Origin of the sequence: Plantibacter auratus (assembly GCF_050587365.1) — a bacterium.
GTDB lineage: Bacteria > Actinomycetota > Actinomycetes > Actinomycetales > Microbacteriaceae > Plantibacter > Plantibacter auratus.
Genome location: NZ_JBOBFV010000003.1, coordinates 320124 through 338312 on the forward strand (window position 1 = coordinate 320124; position 18189 = coordinate 338312).

An 18189-nucleotide genomic window follows, 5' to 3' on the forward strand; every position below is an offset into this window, starting at 1 on the left:
GAGCGGCGCCGGATCACCGTGCATCGGTTCCCGGGGCGACGACCGCCCGCACCGTCTGCGCGAGGATCTTCAGGTCGATCGCGGCCGACCGGTTCTCCACGTAGTACAGGTCGAGATCGACGGAGTCGTCCCAGGAGAGGTTGGACCGCCCGCTGACCTGCCACAGTCCACTCATACCCGGCTTGACCAGGAGGCGTCGCTGGGCGAGCAGGTCGTAGCGTTCGACCTCCCACCCACGGTGAGGCCGCGGGCCGACGAGGCTCATCGAACCACCCAGGACGTTCAACAGCTGCGGGAGCTCGTCGAGCGAGTACTTCCGGAGGATCCGTCCGATCGGCGTCACGAGCGGGTTGTCCGGAACCTTCGAGAGCAGTTCGTCCGCATGCTGCTGCCTGGCGAGGGCTGCTCCGGTGTCGGCGTCTGCGGCCATCGAGCGGAACTTCAGGATCTGGAAGGGGCGGCCGCGCAGGCCGACGCGCTCCTGCCGGTACAGCACGGTCCCCCGACTCGTCGTCTTCACCGCGAGCGCGACCACGAGCATGACCGGGGCCAGGAGCAGGAGCAGCGTCGCGGAACCGATGACGTCGAACGCCCGCTTCGCCGCCGCCTCGAGCCGGGACAGCTCCAGGTGGTCGACGTGGATGAGTGGGATACCGGCCACCGCCTGCAGGTGCAGGCGGGTCGAGGCCACACCCGTGAGCGTCGGCGCGATGATGAACTTCACCCCGCGCTCGCTGAGGTCCCAACCGAGGCGGCGGAGCTCGGCGGGGGTGAGTTCGACGGGGCCGACGAGGATCACCGTGTCCGCTTCGACCTCCTCGGCGGCGTCGACGATCGAGGGTCGCCCGGTGAGGACGGGGGCACCCACGATGCGGTCATCGTCGACGATGCCCGGGGTCGCGACGCCCACCACCCGATGCCCTGCCCAGTCTCCCCGGCGCATGCGCTCGGCGACATGCACCGCCTGGTCGCGGTCCCCCACGAGCAGCGTGCGGTAGACGAGTGCGCTTCCGCGTCGCCGCGCACGGAGGTGTCGACGGGCGCCCCAGCGGACCGCCAGGAGGAGGGCGACCCCGAGCGGCATGGCGGTGAGCAGGAACCCGCGTCCGATCTCGAGCTTGAGGAGGTAGGACGCCATCGCCACCGTGCCGAAGACCGTCGTCGTCACGACGACGACCCGCCGATACGGCGTCCAGCCGTCCGCCAGGACCCGCGGGTGGCGCGACCGGGCAGCCGCCAGGGGCGACCACCACGCGACGGCGAGCGCGAGGGTGACCGCCGGGTAGCCCAGGTCGAGGCGTCCGAACGGCCCCACGACCTCCACGGTCCCGCGCCAGTACGCGTCCCACCACAGGAGCTGGGTCACGGTGAGCGCCAGGGTGACGGCCAGGAGGTCGAGGACGAGGACCATGCGCGAGCACCGTCGCTCCCAGCAGCGGCGGGCTTCGACGAAGGGCATGACGGTGGCCTCCCTGGGGATGTTCCGGTGTGCATCGGATCGAGCCTCGGCGCGCACCGGTCGGTGGGCGAGGTCGATGGCCGGAGTGCGAGACGACCCGGCGACAATCGAGCATAATGTATTCGACCAACTGAAGTATCCGATTCCAGCGCAACGCTCGGTGTCGATCCGGACGGAGCACCCATGCCCTACCTCGAGACCATGCGACAGCGCGCCGAAGCCTCCTTCGTCGAGCTGCATCGCGGTGTCACCGAACTCCACTACACGCAGTTCCCCGATCACCGGAACTCGGGCGACTCGGCCATCGCCCTCGGACAGGCCAGGTTCTGGCGCACACACGACATCGCCGTCCGCACGACCTCGAGCGCCGGCAGCATCCCGGAGCGGGTCCGGGACTCGTCGATCCCGGTCCTCATCCAGGGCGGCGGCAATCTCGGAGGCCTCTACCCGGTGCTGAGCGAGGCTCGCTACGATCTCGCAGAGCACCTCCCGGTCGACACGTTGCTCATCCAGGCACCGCAGTCGGTCGTGTTCCCTACGGATGCAGACCGCCGGGCGTTCTCCCGACGGTTCGCCGCCCGGCCCAAGCTGCGGGTCGCCGTTCGCGACCAGAGCTCCTACGACCTCCTCCGCGACGAGGTCGACGACCTCAACCTCTCGCCGGACGCGGTGCATCTCCTCGGCCCGATCAGCGCCCCCGAACCGACGCAGCGACGCATCGTCATCGCCCGGACGGACGATGAGACCGCGGGTGGGCTCGCGGACTCCGAGAGCGCCGACTGGCCGGCCGACCCCCTGGACCTCCGGGCGCACGAGTGGCTCGGCTGGCGGGCGGCGAAGCACCCGGTGTTGAAACCCCTCATGGAGCGCGACCATGCCGCGTGGATGCGGCGAGCCGAACGCCGATTCGACGCCGCCGTCCGGCTGATCGCCCGCGGCGAGGTGGTCGTCACCGATCGCCTCCACGCCATGCTCATCGGGCTGCAGATGGGCCGCCGGGTCGTCGCGCTCGACAACAACAACCGCAAGCTGTCGAACTACGCGGAGACCTGGTTCGGTGACCTCCAGCCGAGGTTGCGCTTCGAGCACACGATCCGTCCGTGACCTCCGGGCAGCCTTCCGCGCAGCTGACGCGGCGGGACGCGGCCAGAGCCCGCGCGGAGGCCAGCGCCCACCGTGCCGCGTGGCGTCGGCAGCTGACGCGACCGACGCCCGATATCGGCGGGCGGGGACCTGACCGTCCGCTCGCCGGCGGTGCGCTCCTCATGATCGCCTCGCTCCTCGCGCTCGCCTGGGTGGCAGCCGACCAACCAGGACTGCCCGGGCACTTCGCGAACGACGAGGGCACGATCATCAGCGTGAACCGGGGGACGTTCACCGAGGCCGACTCGTCGTTCCAGCTCATCGCCGCGGTCTACCGCTGGATGGGCCTCGCCGAGCTGCCGACGCTCGCCGCCCTCGTCGGTGTCGCGAGCTACCTGCTCGTCTTGACGGTGGCGATCTCGCGCACCCGGACGACGACCGCCGAGTGGGTGGACTGGGCCATCATCATCAGCTGCGTCGCACTCGCCGCCGTCTACCACGGCGCGTACACGAAGGACCTGCTGACCGTGGGCGCGGTACTCGCCCTCATCGCGCACCGTGGACGGGGCCTGTCGGCCGAGCTGGTGCCGGTGGCCGCGATGCTGCTCTACGCCCAGGGCTTCCGCACGTACTGGTTCCTCGTAGCCGGCCTCTATCTGGCGCTCCGTCTCGCGCTGCGGGCGCGGCGCGGCTGGACAGCCACGCTGGCGGTCATTCTCACGCTCTACGCCGGGCTCTCCGTCGTCTTCCCGCTGATCGTCGGTGTCGACCTCGACCACTACCGCCTCACGGTGAACGAGCACCGCAGCGCGGAATCGGTCAACACCCTGATCGTGCAGTTCTTCCCCGGTGCCGGCCCCGTGTCCGGGTTCGTCAACAGTGCCCTCACCTTCGCCTCGTTCATCATCCCGATCCCGCTGATGCTTCGCGGCGGGGCGATCTACCTCGTCGTCGCGCTCGTCCTGCTCGCCATCTGGGGGTCGCTCATCGCCGCGATCCGGTCGGCGAGGATCCGAGCGCCCCGCGGCTCGTCGGTCCTCACGGCGTTCCAGAACCGGTTGTTCGCGGCGATCCTCGCCTTCCTGATCGTGCAGTCGATCTTCGAGCCGGACTACGGCTCGTTCCTCCGGCATCTCACACCGATGCTGATCGTCGCCGTGTGCCTCCTCCTGAGCCTGCGGCCCGGAGCGACGGGAGCCCCGGCCCGGTGGGGGCCGCCATCCGCCGCATCTCGAAGGGGTCAGCGACCCGTGGACACGACGGATGCTGCCGCGACGCGCACGTCGGCCGCGACTCGCGCCCAGGAGAACGGACCCGCTGCGGCGAGCACACCCGCCGCGGAGAGCGCCTGGTAACGATCGGCGTCGGCGAGGATCTCCTCCAAAGCGTCGGCGAGCGCGGTCGACGTCAGCGTCGTGGCCACGATGCCCGATCCTGACGCGATCGCCTGCTCGGCGAGGCCGCCGACCGGCGTCACGACGGAGGGTACCCCGAGCGCCATCGCGTAGGCGAGCACACCGGACTGGCTGGCCTCGGTGTACGGCAGGAGGGCGATGTCGAACCCGCCGACCACCTGCGCGATCTCCTCCTGGCCGACCCAGCGGTTCTCGAGCTCGTCGTCCTCGTGTCGGAGGAGGTCGAGGGCGTCGTCGGTTCCGGACCCGACGACCCGCAACCGGACCCGGATCCCGCGGCGGCGCAGTTCGGTGATCGCTTCCACCCCCAGACCGAGCCCCTTGTACGCCGAAAGCCGACCGAAGCATCCGATGACCGGAACACCCTCCCGGTACGTCGACCGGACCACGGCACGGTCCGCGTCGACACGGTACGCGGCATGGACGGTCTCGTGGACGCGGTCTGCGCGGAACTCGCCACGGGACGTGAGTGCGGCAGCGACCGGCGCGGAGAACGCGATCGCTCCGTCCGCCGCCCTGCGCTCGGCACGACGCAGGAGATGCTCGAGCCGCGAGAAGTCCCCGGGGTGCATGGCCGCGTCATGAACGCAGAGCAGACTCCGACGACCGCCGAAGCGGAACACGGGCGCGACCACCCCCTGCCAGAGCTGCTCCATGGCGATGACGACGACGTCGATGCGATGCCGCCGGAGGAAGCGGTCGAGCCGGAGCGCCGCCCAGAGGAGGCGTGGGAGGCCGAGCACCGCGCCGCGCTTGTCGCGATACGTGCGGATCGTGAAGGACGGCACACCGAGGGCGACGAACCGATCGGCCACCTCGGCGTCGAGCGAGTGCGACACGACGACGTCGCACCCGCCGTCGCGGAGCGCCTGAGCCAACTCGGCGGCGAAGAGCGGGCCCGCACCGGTGCGGCCCCACTGCACGACAGCGACCCGCATCAGGCCACCTGCGGTATCCGGTAGGCCTCGGCGAGCGCCGTCCGCTGATGGGCGGGGGTGTGGCCCCGAAGGCGATCCGACCAGCTGGCGACGTTCGTCTCGGCCCACGCGGCGAACGCCCGGGGTCCGGCCAGTCTGCTGGCGATCAGCGCCTCGAGACCACCGTCGAGTGTGAGGGCGTCCGGGAGCGTCCCGAACGCGGCGATCGGCCGGACGAGCGACGGGACACCGGCCTGCACCGCCTCCAGGACGGCGAGCGGGAACCCCTCCCAGGCGGCGGTGTGGAGGTAGACGTCGCTGTGCGCGAGCCGTCTGCCCACCTCGGCATGCGGGATCCACCCGGTGACGTGCACACCGGAGGCCTCCAACCGGGCGACGTCGTCGTCCGCGCCATCACCCATCCAGACCGGGACCACCTCGATCCCTCGGGCACGGATCGACGCCGCGGCGTCGGCGAACCGCATCGGATCCTTCTGTGGAGCGATGCGTCCGAGACTCGCGACCAGCAGCGGCCGGTGCCGCCCCGCGCCCTCTCGGCGGGCATCGGGCAGTGGAACCGAGACGACGTTCGGTACGTGGACGACGCGCGGCCGGAGGGGGCCGCGACGTTCCGCCGCTGCTGCTTCGCCCTCGGAACAGGCGGCGATGGTCTCGACGTTGAAGGACAGCAACCATTCGGCGGCGCGGAACGTACGGCGGCTCCAGACGGAGAGGTCGGCGCGCTCGAACGCGTAACAGTGCGGGGTGTAGACGATGCGGGTCCGCGGCGAGCTGCGCAGGGCGACCCGCGCGTACGCACCGGCGAAGCTCGAGTGGGCGTGCACGATGTCGGCCCCGGTACGACGGCGCACCCGCCGGATCGCCCGCACGGCAGCGAGCGGCCGCCGCCCGAGCGCGGTCACGGAGGCGAAGCAGTCGGACAGCGTCTCGTCGAGCGGAGCGCCGTCCGGGATCTGCGCGAGCAGGTGATGTTCGACGCCCGGCGGTGAATTCCGCACGTAGGCCTCGATCGCCACGGGGATCCCACCCGCGTAGCAGTCGGTGACATGGAGCACGGTCGTCATGTCTGCCGCTCGTCGAACGGGATGAGCGGGTGGACGACGACGATCAGGCTCATATCTCATATGTTGTATGTTAGTCGACGGCAAAGTTGGTCACCTCGCCCATGCCAGATCCGGAGGCCCGTGTACTCGATCGTCATTCCCTGCCGAAACGGCTCGGAGACCCTCGCCACGCAACTCGAAGCCCTGCTCGCTCAAGGCTCGTCCGTCGACATCGAGATCATCGTCGCCGACAACGGCTCTGTCGACGGCACCGCAGCACTCGTCCGCCGGTTCAGTGAGAAGGACGGGCGCGTTCGCCTCGTCGACGCGAGCGGCAGGCCGGGTATCAACCACGCTCGCAACACCGGCATCCGGGCATCACGGGGTTCAGCGGTGCTCCTCTGCGATGCCGACGACGTCGTCCAGGCCGGCTGGATCGAGGCTCACCGGCGCGCGCTGGAAGCCGGTGCGGATTGCGTCGGCGGCGCGCTCGAGCGGACCCTCCCGGACGGCACACCTGCGGGAAGACAGGAGGCCGTCAGCACCGTGCACGGCTTCCATCCATGGCCGCCGGGAGCGAACTGTGGGTTTCAACGACGGGTGTTCGACCGGCTCGGTGGATTCGACGAGACCCTGCTCGGCGGTGGCGACGAGACGGACTTCTTCTGGCGGGCGGCGGCGGCTGGTCACCCGACCACCGCGGTCCCTGAGGCCGTGGTCGAGTACCGCCTTCGCGGTGACCTTCGAGCCGTGGCTCGGCAGTTCTTCGGCTACGGCCGGGGAACGGTGCGGTTGTTCCGACGACACCGTGGGCTGGGCATGCCGAGGTCCTTCGGCTGGGAGCTCCCCATCGTCCTCGTCGTCGGAGCGCTCCAGGTCATCAGCCCGAGCCGCGACGGCACGCGCCGTCGACGTGGTGTCGAGCGGCTCTCGTCGAGGGCAGGGCGCGTATTCGAGAGCCTGCAATCGAGGACGTGGTACCTGTGATCACGACGATCGTGGCATCCGACGACGACGAGGGTCCCGCCGACGCCACGACAACGCTCACCGACCGAGACGCGGATCGACCACCGTGCGGGTGAGCGGACGATGATCCACCTCGCTTGGGCGATCGTCGAGCGGATCCTTCCCCGGGTGGCGTCGGCTCTCATCATGCTCGTCCTGGCCGCCCGGCTCACGCCGTCCCTCGTCGGCATGTACGCGTGGATGGTCCTCGCCCTCACGCTCGTCCAGACCGTCGGCGACACGGCCGCCCGGCAGACCGCCGTCGTCCACGGAGGCACCGAGGCCGGGGACCGGTTCGTCCACCGGTTCCGGGTCTGGTCCGCGCTGATCGGAGGCGCCGCGCTCGCCGTGACCGTCGGAGCCCTGCTCCTGACGCATCACGCGGAGGACCGATGGCAGGCGATCGCCCTCGCGCCGTTCGTCCTCGTCCCGGCGGCTTCGGCCGTAGGCATCGACGCCCTGGTCCGCCTGCAGCGAGCCGGGAGATGGAAGGAGATCGCATCGCATCAGGCGTGGTCGTCGACAGCAGCCCTGCTCTGCAGCGTGCCGACCCTCCTGGCGACGGGATCGCTGCTCGCCAGCGCCCTGCAGGCGATGCTCGCGGAGGCGGGGTTCGCCCTGCTCAACCGGCGACGTGCAGCGCGACTCCCCAGCGCGTCCGCCGCCGACGCGCGTTCCCGCGAACCGACCGTGAACGTCCTGGGCGACTACCTGCACACGGCGCTGTTCTCGCTCCTCGGTTGGGGACAGGGGCAGACCGACCGCCTCTCGATCGGGGCTCTCGCTGGCGGGGCACGTCTCGGCCAGTATGCGTTCGCCATGTCGCTGTCACGGAGCATCGGCGATGCGGCGGCGCTGGCCACGATCAACGTCCTCCGGCCGGTCCTCGCCGAGGCGGCACGCGACGGCCGTGGGTCCGAGATCGTCGCGGTCACGGAGGCTTCGCTCCGACGATCGCTGGTCCTGGCGGTCGTGGCCGCCGTGGCGACGAGCATCGGGGCTGAGCTGGTCGCGGACCCCGTCCTCGCAGACGACTGGGACCCCGCCCTCGCACTCGTCCCCGTCCTCGCCCTGTCGGTCGCTCCCTCGGTCGTCGCCTGGTCGGTCACGGCGGTCCTCCAGGCCGAGAGCCGGATGCGCTGGGCGAGTCCGGTCAAAGCGGTCGGCGTGCTGCTGTCCCTCCCGGTCGGCATCGTCGCCCTCCACGACCTGCAGCTCGCGGCCTGGCTCGTGAACGCCCGGGAACTCGTCGTGATGGCGCTGCTCCTCCTCGCCGCGCGCCACCGAGCCCCGTGGCGGGGCGGCCTCCTCGCCCTCGGCGTCGTCGTGGTCGGCGCGGCCGTCTGGCAGGTGACTCGAGGCTAGGCCGGCTGCAGCAGATCCCTGACGATGTCCAGCGCCCCCTGGCTCGCATACCGCTGATACTCGCCGCGGGGAGCACGCAGCATGACAGGGAGGATCCGTCGCCACCGGGCCGGAGCGAGATCGGCACGGAACCGCTCGAAGGCCGCTTTGGCGACGACGTCCGAGGGGTCGGCGCGCGGCGCGGGCTCACGGGCATCGTCGAGCCAGGAAGCGAGACCGGCGACGCGATCTGCGATGTCGCGGTTGCGCTGGCGCCCCGGCTGCATCAGTCTCGAGATCTTGTACGCCAGCGTCGGCTCGACGATCCCGATCTGGTTCGCGCCGTGCTGCCGGTAGTCGACGAGCGGTTCGTCCAGGAACTCGATCGGTCCTCGTGCTGCGGCCACGATCGCCAACCACTCGTCGTGCACCCACGGAGCGGGGAACGGCGCTGCCGCGTCGAAGACCGCACGTCGGAACATCGCGGTCGCGCCAGTGACGAGGTTGCGTCGCAAGAGCACGCCGAAAGCTTCGCCCGCGCGGATACGGTCGCGCTCGGACGGCCCGATCGACAGCGAGGCGAACAGGGTGGTGCCGAGCGGGATACCGTCGGCTCCGACGAGCCTGGCGTCCGAGCACACCAGTTGGAGCTCCGGACGCGCGTCGAAGGCGGCAAGGGCACGCTCGACGCGGTCGGGCCGCCATACGTCGTCCTGATCGGACAGGACGACCAGTTCCCCGACGGTCGCGCGGATGGCGCTCTCGAAGTTGCGCGTCACGCCGAGCGCGGTCGGGTTCCGCAGGAAGCGGACCGGGATCGGCGACGCCTCGGCGAACCGCTCGACGATGGCCGACGTACCGTCGGTCGACCCGTCGTCGCTGATCACGATCTCGCCGGGCAGCACCGTCTGCCGCGCGACACTCTCCAGCTGCTCGGCGAGGAACTCCCCACCGTTGTAGGTGCAGAGGGCGACGGACACGCGTGCGTCGACTGATGCTGCTGGCATGGATCCGCTCCTCACCGCTCACCGGACCACCCGACAGCCTATCCCGGCCGCCCCACTGGTATCCTCGTGCCTTATGCCCCGCGTAGCCGTCGACCTCCTCTCGTACACCGGCACGAAGGGCGGTATGGAGACCTACGCCCGCGAGCTGTACCGCGAGATCGGCCGGCAGGGCAGCGAGTTCGAGTTCGTGGGGCTCGCCAGCCGAGAGGGCTACCAGCTCGACCGCTCCTGGTTCCCCGGTGAGATGGTGGACACGGGGATCAGCGGGGAGAACCGGTTCATCTGGGCCTACGGCGAGCTGTTCCAGGTGGCCCGCCAGGCGAAGCGACACGGGGCGGACCTCATCCACTCCCCCGCCACGCTCGGGCCGGCTCGATCGTCGATGCCGTCGGTCGTCACCATGCACGACATGCTGTACTGGAGCAATCCGGAGCTCATGACGACGCCGCTGTACACCGCTCCCGTGAAGCTCATGGAGCGCCTCACCTCCAGGAACGCCACCAGGGTCCTCACCATCAGCGAGGTCTCACGTGCCGAGATCGAGAAGTACCTGCACGTCCCGCGGGCCCGGATCGACCTCGTGCCCCTGGCCGGCACCATGCCGACGATCGACGGCGACCGCGACCCGGATCAGGAGCATCCGTTCGTCCTCGCGACCGGGAACCGCCGCCCGCACAAGAACTGGGCGAGCCTCATCCGCGCCCTGCCGTTGCTCCTCGAGCACGAACGGCCGCGGCTCGTGATCACGGGAAGTCACGGCGACGATCCCCTGCAGGCGGTCGTCGAGGAGACCGGCATGCAGGACTGGGTCGAACTCAAAGGTTGGCTCACGAGCGAGGAACTGGGTGAGCTCTACCGACGAGCGACCATCATGGCGATGCCCTCGTTCGTCGACGGGTTCAGCCTCCCGGCGCTCGAATCCATGATGGTCGGCCTCCCCGTCATGATGAGCGACATCCCCGTTTACCACGAGGTGTGCGGCGACGCGGCCCTGTACCTGGACCCCACGTCACTCGACAGCATCGCGTCGGTCATGCGCACCGCCGTGACCCGGCCCGATGAGATGCGACGACTGGCCGCGGCCGGTCTTGAACAGGCGAAGCGGTTCTCCTGGGAGCGCACGGCGACCCAGACGCTCGAGACGTTCCGGCGGGCACTGACCGTCTAGCGCGGCGCCGTCCCCGGTCCCAGCGGCCAGGAACCGAGCCCGGAGCCGACCGTCGTCGACTGACCCACTCGACGGTCGGTCGAGCGGGTCAGTGGAAAACGGGAGTCGCCTACTCCGACTGCGGCTGGATGATCGGGATCGACTCGGTGTCCGCCGGCCCGAGCGCGATGGTCGGCATCGACACGGTGATGAGCGAACCGTCGGCACGGCGGCTGCCCTCGATGTCGCTCGCGCTCGGCTCGCCGACGAGGTGCGGACCCTGGTTGTCGAGCGGAACGGTGACCGTCGTGCCGGCTTCGACGAGGACGTTGCCGCCGCCGACGACGAACGAGGCGGAATCGCCCTCCTCGACGGTGAACCGCATCTCGGTGCGCCGGACGGAGATGCGCACCCGCGTGCCCTTGACGGTGAGCCGGAAGGTGATGCCCTGCCAGTCGACCGGCAGTCGCGGCGAGAAGGAGATCACGCCGCCGTGGTCGCGCATCCCGGCGAAGCCGAGCACGAGCGCGCTCCACACCCCGCCGGTGGAGGCGACGTGCACACCGTCCGGGGTGTTGCGGTGCAGGTTGGCGAGGTCGACGAACAGCGCCGACCAGAAGTACTTGAGCGCGAGCCGCTGGTACCCGACCTCGGCGGCGATGATCGACTGCACGACCGCCGACAGGGTCGAGTCGCCCGTCGTCAGCGGGTCGTAGTAGTCGAAGTCGGCGAGCTTCTCCTCGTCGGTGAAGTGGTCGCCCTGCAGAAGCAGAGCCAGCACGACGTCCGCCTGCTTGAGCACCTGGAACCGGTAGATGACGAGCGGGTGGAAGTGGAGGAGCAGCGGGAGGTGCTCGGGAGGGGTGTGGTCGAGGTCCCACAGCTCCTTCTCGAGGAACTGGGCGTCCTGCGGGTGGATGCCGAGCCGCTTGTCGAAGGGGATGTGCATGTGCTCGGCGGCGCGCTGCCACTCGCGGATCTCGGCGTCGTCGAGCGACAGCCGCGTGACCAGGCGTTCGAAGGAGGCCGGATCGTCCTCGCGGAGGCGCTCCACGGCCTCGACGGCCGACAGCAGGTTGGCCCGCGCCATGACGTTCGTGTAGAGGTTGTCGTTCACGACGGTCGTGTACTCGTCGGGCCCCGTGACCCCGTAGATGTGGAACGAGTCCTTGCCGTTCGCGCGCCAGAAGCCCAGGTCGGCCCACATGCGCGCCGTCTCGACGAAGATGTCGACGGCTCCGCGGGCGAGGAAGTCCTCATCCCCGGTCGCCGCGACGTACTGCCGCAGCGCATAGGAGATGTCGGCGTCGATGTGGTACTGCGCCGTGCCGGCCGCGTAGTACGCGGACGACTCGAGCCCGTTGATCGTGCGCCACGGGAACAGGGCGCCGTGCTGGTTGAGCTCGGTCGCGCGTGAGCGGGCGGCGTCGAGCATGTTCTGACGGAACCGGAGGGCGTTCCGCGCGACGAGCGGCGCCGTGTAGCTGAGGAACGGGAGGACGTAGACCTCGGTGTCCCAGAAGTAGTGGCCGCCGTACCCGGAGCCGGACACGCCCTTCGCCGCGACACCGCCACCGTCCGTGCGTGCGGACGCCTGCGCCAGCTGGAAGAGGTTCCAGCGCGTCGCCTGCTGGATTGCCGGCTGTCCGTGGACCTCGACGTCGGAGCGCGCCCAGAAGTCCTCGAGCCACAGCTCCTGGTTGCGGATCGCCGATTCGATGCCGTTCTCCGCGGAACGATCCAGCGTGCGGGCACAACGGTCGGCGAGTTCTTTTGGAGGGACGGCGTTGGAGGTGTGGTAGCTGATGATCTTGGTGAGCTTCGTGGGCACGCCCGCGCGGCCGCGGATCGTGTACACGTGCTTCGCGAGATCGGCCTCGATGTGCGTCGAGACCTCGTACTCGTTCTCGGTCTCGATCATGTGGTCGGCGCCGGCCACGATCGTCATCCCGGAGTTCGTCGTCTGGTAGCCGAGCATGGCGCGCGGACCGTCGATGAGCTTGAACCGCGGCTGCAGCACCCGCTCGGTGAGGGACTCCGCCTTGCGCGGGTCGCCCATCCCCGGCTCGGGTGCGTTCGTGAGGTAGTCGTCCTGACGGTCCTGCCGGTTGATGATCTGACTGGAGAGCACGAGCGACGCGTCCGCATCGAGCAACGTGACCTCGTAGTCGAGGACCGCGAGATGGCGGTCGGTGAAGGACACCATGCGACGGGAGCGGATGTGGACCCGCTTGCCCGAGGGCGTCCGCCATTCGAGTTCGCGGCTGAGGACACCGGTTTTGAAGTCGAGGCGACGCTCGAAGCTCAGGAGGTCGGCGTCGTTGAGGATCAACGGCTCGTCGTCGACGTAGAGGCGCACGACCTTCGTGTCGGGCGCGTTGACGATCGTCTGACCGACGCGGGCGAAGCCGAACGCCTCCTCGGCGTGACGGATCGGCCAGGTCTCGTGGAACCCGTTGATGAACGTGCCGTGGACGTGGCCGTCGCGGCCCTCCTCGACGTTGCCGCGGAAGCCGAGGTAGCCGTTGCCGAGCGCGAACAGGGTCTCGGTCGTGCCCTCGTCGTCCGCGTCGACATGGGTCTCGACGAGTGCCCAGTCGTCGAGCGGGAACCGGTGACGGTCGAGCGGGTCGCTGGTGATGTGGTTCATGCCTGGTCCTCGGAGGAGTCGTGGGGTGCCGTGAAGGTCTGGGAGTCGGCCGGATCGTCCGGCCCCGCTGTTCGCGAAGCCGACCGCAGTGGGTCGACGAGCTCGTCGAGGTCGTCGACCACGACGTCGGCTCCCGCATCGATGAGCGCCTGGTGCCCGATGCCGCGGTCGACGCCGAGTACGAGACCGAAGTCGCCACGTCGACCGGCCTCGACCCCGGAGTGCGCGTCCTCGACGACGACGCATTCAGACGGCGCGTAACCGAGCAGACGACCGGCCTCGACGTAGGTGTCCGGCGCAGGCTTGCCGGCGATCCCCTCGCGCGCGGCGACGACGCCGTCCATCACGACCGGGAACCGCTCACGGAGTCCTGCCGCGCGGAGGACGACCTCGGCGTTCTTGGAACTCGACACCACGGCGACCTCGAGCCCTGCCTGCTCGACCGTGTCGAGGAAGGTCAATGATCCCGGGTACGCGGCGATGCCGTCCGCTTCCAGGACGGCCGTGAACACCGAGTTCTTCCGGTTGCCGAGACCGCACACGGTCTCCAGCTCAGGCGTGTCGGTCGGCGAACCCTCGGGGAGGGTGATGCCGCGTGACGCGAGCATCGCGCGCACCCCGTCGTACCGCGGTTTGCCGTCGATGTACTGGAAGTAGTCGGCGTCGGTGTACGGCTCGGTGATCCCATGGGCGAGGAGCTCGTCGGTGAAGAGCTTCGCCCAGGCGTGCATGTGGATCTCGGCGGTCGGGGTGATGACGCCGTCGAGGTCGAACAGCACCGCCCGGCAGCCGAGGAGCCGCGAGGCCGCCTCGCCGAGGGTCAGGACGTCGTTCGATGGCGCGTTGATCGGCTGGGTCACGGTGCACGGTCCTCGTCGGTTTGGGGGAAGAGGTGGACAGTGGAACGGAAGCTGCTGCGGACCGGTGGGGCGGCCGCGCAGACCCAGCCTAGGAGAGTTTGGCCACCACGTCGTACACGCGGTCGATACCGGCGTGGACCGGGAAGTGGTGGTTGCCGACGAACAGCCCGTCCTCGTGGATCTTGTCGGCGGCGGGGAGTTCGGCCGGGACCTTCGCGTCGAGGTACTTCATGACCGGGTTCTTCGTGAAGTTGCCCGCCACGATGGGCCGTGACTCGATCCCCTCGGCAGCGAACGCCTGCACGACCTCCTTGCGTCGGCCGGCGAGCGCGCCCTCGAGCACGAGGGAGAAGCCGAACCAGCTGCTCTCGCCCTGCTCGCGCTGGATGCGCACGGAATCGAGGTCGGCGAAGCGCTCCGTCCAGTACACGGCGTTCTCCCGACGACCTGCGATGAGCGACGGGACCTTCTGGATCTGCTCGATGCCGATCGCGCCGGACATCTCGAGCGGACGGACGTTGTAACCGGGAAGGACGAAGCGGAAGAGGTCGTCCCACTCGTCGCCCGACTTGTCGTGGACGGCGTTCTTCTCGGGGAGCCCACGGGTCCAGCCGTGGGCCCGCAGCGAGATGAGCATCTGCGCCGTGGCCTCGTCGTCCGTCAGGATCATCCCGCCCTCCATCGTCGAGATGTGGTGGGAGAAGAAGGCGCTGAACGTGCCCATCGCTCCGACCGTTCCGGCGAACCGACCGTCGTCCTTCGCGCCGAGCGACTCGCAGTTGTCCTCCAGCAGGAGGAGACCGTGACGTTCGGCGAGTGCCGTGAGCGCCGCGAAGTCGTTCGGGTTGCCGAGGAGGTTGACCGCGAAGATCGCCTTGGTGCGCGGGGTGATGGCGGCCTCGGCGAGCGACAGGTCCAGGTTGAGGGTGTCGACGTCGATGTCGACGAAGCTCGGGATGAGGCCGTACTGCTGGAGCGGGTAGTAGGTGGTGGCCCACGACACGGCGGGCACCAGGACCTCGTCGCCCGCCTGCAGGTCGACCCGCTCGTCGAGGACCGCAGCGGCGATCGCGAGGAGGTTCGCGCTCGACCCGGAGTTGACCATGACGCCGAATCCGGCGCCGAACGCACTGGCGAAATCGCGCTCGAACTGCGCGACGAGCGGACCCATGGTGAAGCGGCCGCTGTCGACGACGCGCTGGATGGCGGCGTACTCCGCAGCATCCCAGGAGGAGGTGGCGAGGGGGAAACCGGAGTCGAAAGTGTCGTCGGTCATGCTGTCTGTGGCTCCTGAGCTGCGAGGTAGGCGTGGTAGCTCGCGGCGACGCCGGCCGCGAGCGGGGTGGTGGGGTTCCAGCCGAGCGCACGGGCGGCGGCCGAATCGAGCAGGCGCTGGTGCACGCCGGACGGCTTGGTGGCGTCGTACCGGAAGTGACCGGTGAAGCCGGCGGCGCGACCGGCTGCTTCGTAGTACTCGGTGATGCTGTGGTCGACACCCGGCCCGAGGTTGAGCGTGACGGGCCAGGCGTCGAGCGAGCCGAGCTGCGTGACGAGCCACGCCGCGAGGTCGGGCGTGTAGGTGAATTCGCGTCGGGCGGTGCCGTCGCCCCAGACCTCGACCTCGTCGGAGCCGCTCGTCACGGCGGCGTGCACCTTGCCGAGGGCGGCGGCGATGAGGTGCGCCTGACCGTGGGTGTAGTCGTCGCCCGGGCCGTAGAGGTTTGACGGCACGGCTGCGCGATAGGCGAACCCGTATTGCCGACTCGCGTACTCGCAGAGCTTCGTCCCGGCGATCTTCGCGAGCGCATATCCCTCGTTCGCGCCCTCCAGCGTGCCGCTGAGGAGCGCGCCCTCGCCAATCGGCTGTGGGAGCCCCTCGGGGTAGATCGCCGCGCTCGACACGTAAAGCAGCTCGGGGACACCGGCGTCGATCGCGCCTCGGATGACCGAGGTGTCGATCAGGAGGTTGTCGAGCAGGAAGTCGGTGGGACGCTGCAGCTTCGCCTGGATGCCGGCGACCTTCGCGGCGGCGTGCACGATCGCGTCCGGCGACGTGCGCCCGATGAGGGCGGCGACGGCGGCACGATCGGTGAGGTCGGCGTCTGCGCGCGTCGCCACGATCAGTTCGTCGGCAGCGCGGAGCGTGGGCCAGACCTCGGCGATGCTCGAACCGAGCATGCCGGCACCACCGGTGAGGAGGACGCGCACCGCGCCTAGACCTCCGCGGTGTCGATGTAGGGCTTGCCCGACGCCTCAAGCTCGGCGACGTCGGAGTCGACCATGATCTGCGCGAGGCGCGGTGGCAGCACCTTCGGGGTCCAGCCGAGGACCGACTCGGCCTTCGCGTAGTCGCCGATCAGCGCGTCGACCTCGGTGGGACGGAGGTAGCGCTCATCGAACTTGACGTACTTCTCCCAGTCGAGGTCGAGCCGCTCGAAGGAGAACTGCAGGAAGTCCTTCACGGTGTACGCGGTGTTGGTGGCCAGGACGAAGTCGGTCGGTTCGTCGGCCTGCAGCATCCGCCACATGCCCTCGACGTAGTCGGGCGCGTAGCCCCAGTCGCGGACGGCGTCGAGGTTGCCCATGTACAGGAAGTCCTGCTGGCCGGCGGCGATGCGCGCCGCGGCGCGGGTGATCTTGCGGGTCACGAAGGTGCCACCGCGTCGCGGCGACTCGTGGTTGAACAGGATGCCGTTGACCGCGAACATGCCGTAGGCCTCACGGTAGTTCCGGGTGATCCAGTAGGAGTAGACCTTCGCGACGCCGTAGGGCGAGCGCGGGTAGAAGGGGGTCTCCTCGTTCTGCGGCGGCGGCGTCGCCCCGAACATCTCGGAGCTCGACGCCTGGTAGAAGCGGCAGTGGAGACCGACCTGACGGATGGCCTCGAGGAGCCGGACCGTCCCGATGCCGGTCGTGTCGCCCGTGTACTCCGGCTCGTCGAAGCTGACGCGCACGTGGGACTGGGCGGCGAGGTTGTAGACCTCGTCTGGCTGGACCTCGGCGAGCAGCGTCGCCAGCCGCGACCCGTCGGCCAGGTCGGCGAAGTGCAACTGGAGCCTGGGCGAACCGTCGTGGGTCGCCTCGGGGTCGTAGATGTGGTCGATCCGGCCGGTGTTGAAGGTCGACGCGCGACGCACGAAGCCGTGCACCTCGTAGCCCTTCGACAGCAGGAGCTCGGCGAGGTAGCTGCCGTCCTGACCGGTGATGCCGGTGATGACAGCTTTCTTCACGGGGGTGTCAGTCATGAGGTTCCGCTCTGGATCGGTGCGTGTGATCGGGCCGGGAGATCGTCGAAGAATTCCGCACTGCCCGAGAATCGTTGCTAGCTTACCTGAGTGACGCTCGACATCATGATGCCCTTCTACGGCCGCTTCGACCACTTCCAGGCGGCGGTGGAGAGCGTCCTCGCGCAGTCCGATCCCGACTGGCACCTGACCATCGTCGACGACGTCTACCCGGACCTCGCCCCGGGCCGGTGGGCTGTCGGGCTCGGCGATCCGCGCATCACCTACATCCGCAACGAGGTGAACCTCCGCCCCTCGAAGAACTATCGCAAGTGCGTGTCCCTCATGTCCGGGGAGTTCTCCGTCATCATGGGCTGCGACGACGTCATGCTGCCGGACTACGTCCGCCGCGTGCGCGAGCTCATCGCCGCATTCCCGCAGGCCTCGATCATCCAGCCCGGTGTCTCGGTCATCGACGAGAACGGCACACCCTCCCGTCCGCTCGCGGACCGGATCAAAGCGCTCTACCGGTTCTCCGGCACCGGTGCCCGCGAGTACCGGGGGGAGCAGCTCGCGACGAGCCTGCTCCGCGGCAACTGGACGTACTTCCCGTCGCTCGTCTGGCGGGTCGAGGCGCTCAGGAAGCACGAGTTCCGACTGGACCTCGATGTCGTGCAGGACCTTGCGATGCTGCTCGAGATCACGAAGGACGGCGGGAGTCTGGTCCTCGACGACGAGATCTGCTTCGCCTACCGCCGGCACTCGCAGAGCGTCTCCGCGGTCACCGGTCCGGACGGCTCGAAATTCCGTCAGGAGCGCACGCTGTTCGGAGAGGCCCGGCGCGATCTCCGGGCGATGGGATGGAACCGGGCCGCGCGCGCCGCCGCGAACCACTGGACCTCCCGCGCCAACGCCCTGAGCGAGCTGCCCGCAGCCCTGCGCGCTCGGAACACCGCAGGACGCCGTGCCCTGCTGGAGCACGTGTTCGCGCGAGTCTGAGCCGGGCCCCGTCCC

The 18189-nt window shown here is 69.5% G+C and carries 15 protein-coding genes; 6 read left to right on the forward strand and 9 right to left on the reverse strand.

All coding sequences use genetic code 11. The annotated features are described in order from the left end of the window. Positions 1-13: 13 nt before the first annotated feature. Positions 14-1459 (reverse strand): sugar transferase, encoded by a 1446-nt coding sequence (locus ACQ3HE_RS14430; protein ID WP_159879365.1) that lies wholly within the window; start codon positions 1457-1459, stop codon positions 14-16. Between the two features lie 183 nt (positions 1460-1642). Between ACQ3HE_RS14430 and ACQ3HE_RS14435 the strand changes: the two genes are divergently transcribed. Both ACQ3HE_RS14435 and ACQ3HE_RS14440 read left to right on the forward strand, forming a co-directional pair. After that, complete coding sequence (locus ACQ3HE_RS14435; RefSeq protein WP_430893228.1) at positions 1643-2563, forward strand: polysaccharide pyruvyl transferase family protein; 921 nt, start codon at positions 1643-1645, stop codon at positions 2561-2563. Beyond that, positions 2560-3897, forward strand: a complete 1338-nt coding sequence (locus ACQ3HE_RS14440) for a hypothetical protein (RefSeq protein ID WP_159879369.1) — start codon at positions 2560-2562, stop codon at positions 3895-3897. The genes ACQ3HE_RS14435 and ACQ3HE_RS14440 overlap by 4 nt, the downstream gene beginning before the upstream one ends. On the opposite strand, the gene ACQ3HE_RS14445 is transcribed toward ACQ3HE_RS14440, so the two are convergent. Beyond that, positions 3783-4895: a glycosyltransferase family 4 protein gene (locus ACQ3HE_RS14445; RefSeq protein WP_430893229.1), complete on the reverse strand. Its 1113-nt coding sequence runs from the start codon at positions 4893-4895 to the stop codon at positions 3783-3785. The genes ACQ3HE_RS14440 and ACQ3HE_RS14445 overlap by 115 nt on opposite strands. Continuing rightward, positions 4895-5959, reverse strand: a complete 1065-nt coding sequence (locus tag ACQ3HE_RS14450; RefSeq protein WP_430893230.1) for a glycosyltransferase — start codon at positions 5957-5959, stop codon at positions 4895-4897. The genes ACQ3HE_RS14445 and ACQ3HE_RS14450 overlap by 1 nt, the downstream gene beginning before the upstream one ends. A 120-nt stretch (positions 5960-6079) precedes the next feature. On the opposite strand from ACQ3HE_RS14450, the gene ACQ3HE_RS14455 reads away from it, so the two are divergent. Next, a complete protein-coding gene (locus tag ACQ3HE_RS14455) occupies positions 6080-6925 on the forward strand; it encodes a glycosyltransferase family 2 protein (RefSeq protein WP_430893231.1) in 846 nt (281 codons plus the stop codon). A gap of 102 nt (positions 6926-7027) precedes the next feature. Then, positions 7028-8308 carry a lipopolysaccharide biosynthesis protein gene (locus tag ACQ3HE_RS14460; protein WP_430893232.1) on the forward strand — a complete coding sequence of 427 codons (1281 nt, stop codon included), beginning with the start codon at positions 7028-7030 and terminating at the stop codon, positions 8306-8308. Here ACQ3HE_RS14460 and ACQ3HE_RS14465 read toward each other — a convergent pair. Beyond that, positions 8305-9294 carry a glycosyltransferase family 2 protein gene (locus ACQ3HE_RS14465; RefSeq protein WP_430893233.1) on the reverse strand — a complete coding sequence of 330 codons (990 nt, stop codon included), beginning with the start codon at positions 9292-9294 and terminating at the stop codon, positions 8305-8307. The two genes, ACQ3HE_RS14460 and ACQ3HE_RS14465, sit on opposite strands and share 4 nt — an antisense overlap. Positions 9295-9367: 73 nt before the next feature. On the opposite strand from ACQ3HE_RS14465, the gene ACQ3HE_RS14470 reads away from it, so the two are divergent. After that, positions 9368-10462 carry a glycosyltransferase family 4 protein gene (locus ACQ3HE_RS14470; RefSeq protein ID WP_159879381.1) on the forward strand — a complete coding sequence of 365 codons (1095 nt, stop codon included), beginning with the start codon at positions 9368-9370 and terminating at the stop codon, positions 10460-10462. Positions 10463-10571: 109 nt separating this feature from the next. Here the strand turns inward: ACQ3HE_RS14470 and ACQ3HE_RS14475 are convergent, their stop codons facing one another. The 5 genes from ACQ3HE_RS14475 to gmd all read right to left on the reverse strand — a co-directional run bounded on the left by ACQ3HE_RS14475 (position 10572) and on the right by gmd (position 17196). Next, complete coding sequence (locus tag ACQ3HE_RS14475) at positions 10572-13091, reverse strand: glycoside hydrolase family 65 protein (RefSeq protein ID WP_159879383.1); 2520 nt, start codon at positions 13089-13091, stop codon at positions 10572-10574. Next, positions 13088-13915 (reverse strand): HAD family hydrolase, encoded by an 828-nt coding sequence (locus tag ACQ3HE_RS14480; RefSeq protein ID WP_430893307.1) that lies wholly within the window; start codon positions 13913-13915, stop codon positions 13088-13090. The genes ACQ3HE_RS14475 and ACQ3HE_RS14480 overlap by 4 nt, the downstream gene beginning before the upstream one ends. Before the next feature lie 124 nt (positions 13916-14039). After that, positions 14040-15227: a DegT/DnrJ/EryC1/StrS family aminotransferase gene (locus ACQ3HE_RS14485; protein WP_124769667.1), complete on the reverse strand. Its 1188-nt coding sequence runs from the start codon at positions 15225-15227 to the stop codon at positions 14040-14042. Next, a complete protein-coding gene (locus ACQ3HE_RS14490) occupies positions 15224-16159 on the reverse strand; it encodes an NAD-dependent epimerase/dehydratase family protein (protein ID WP_079707283.1) in 936 nt (311 codons plus the stop codon). Before ACQ3HE_RS14490 ends, ACQ3HE_RS14485 begins: the two co-directional genes overlap by 4 nt. A 5-nt stretch (positions 16160-16164) precedes the next feature. Further along, the gene (gene gmd, locus ACQ3HE_RS14495; RefSeq protein ID WP_201299401.1) at positions 16165-17196 is read right to left on the reverse strand and encodes a GDP-mannose 4,6-dehydratase; all 1032 of its coding nucleotides are present in this window, start codon (positions 17194-17196) and stop codon (positions 16165-16167) included. A gap of 90 nt (positions 17197-17286) precedes the next feature. Between gmd and ACQ3HE_RS14500 the strand changes: the two genes are divergently transcribed. Then, positions 17287-18174 carry a glycosyltransferase family 2 protein gene (locus ACQ3HE_RS14500; protein WP_430893234.1) on the forward strand — a complete coding sequence of 296 codons (888 nt, stop codon included), beginning with the start codon at positions 17287-17289 and terminating at the stop codon, positions 18172-18174. Positions 18175-18189: the final 15 nt, after the last annotated feature.

Excerpts from the sequence above, each read along its gene's own strand:
- ACQ3HE_RS14430 (WP_159879365.1), bottom strand. The coding sequence starts at position 1,459 with ATGCCCTTCGTCGAAGCCCGCCGCTGCTGGGAGCGACGGTGCTCGCGC.
- ACQ3HE_RS14435 (WP_430893228.1), top strand. The coding sequence starts at position 1,643 with ATGCCCTACCTCGAGACCATGCGACAGCGCGCCGAAGCCTCCTTCGTC.
- ACQ3HE_RS14445 (WP_430893229.1), bottom strand. The coding sequence starts at position 4,895 with ATGCGGGTCGCTGTCGTGCAGTGGGGCCGCACCGGTGCGGGCCCGCTC.
- ACQ3HE_RS14450 (WP_430893230.1), bottom strand. The coding sequence starts at position 5,959 with ATGACGACCGTGCTCCATGTCACCGACTGCTACGCGGGTGGGATCCCC.
- ACQ3HE_RS14460 (WP_430893232.1), top strand. The coding sequence starts at position 7,028 with ATGATCCACCTCGCTTGGGCGATCGTCGAGCGGATCCTTCCCCGGGTG.
- ACQ3HE_RS14465 (WP_430893233.1), bottom strand. The coding sequence starts at position 9,294 with ATGCCAGCAGCATCAGTCGACGCACGCGTGTCCGTCGCCCTCTGCACC.
- ACQ3HE_RS14470 (WP_159879381.1), top strand. The coding sequence starts at position 9,368 with ATGCCCCGCGTAGCCGTCGACCTCCTCTCGTACACCGGCACGAAGGGC.
- ACQ3HE_RS14475 (WP_159879383.1), bottom strand. The coding sequence starts at position 13,091 with ATGAACCACATCACCAGCGACCCGCTCGACCGTCACCGGTTCCCGCTC.
- ACQ3HE_RS14485 (WP_124769667.1), bottom strand. The coding sequence starts at position 15,227 with ATGACCGACGACACTTTCGACTCCGGTTTCCCCCTCGCCACCTCCTCC.
- gmd (WP_201299401.1), bottom strand. The coding sequence starts at position 17,196 with ATGACTGACACCCCCGTGAAGAAAGCTGTCATCACCGGCATCACCGGT.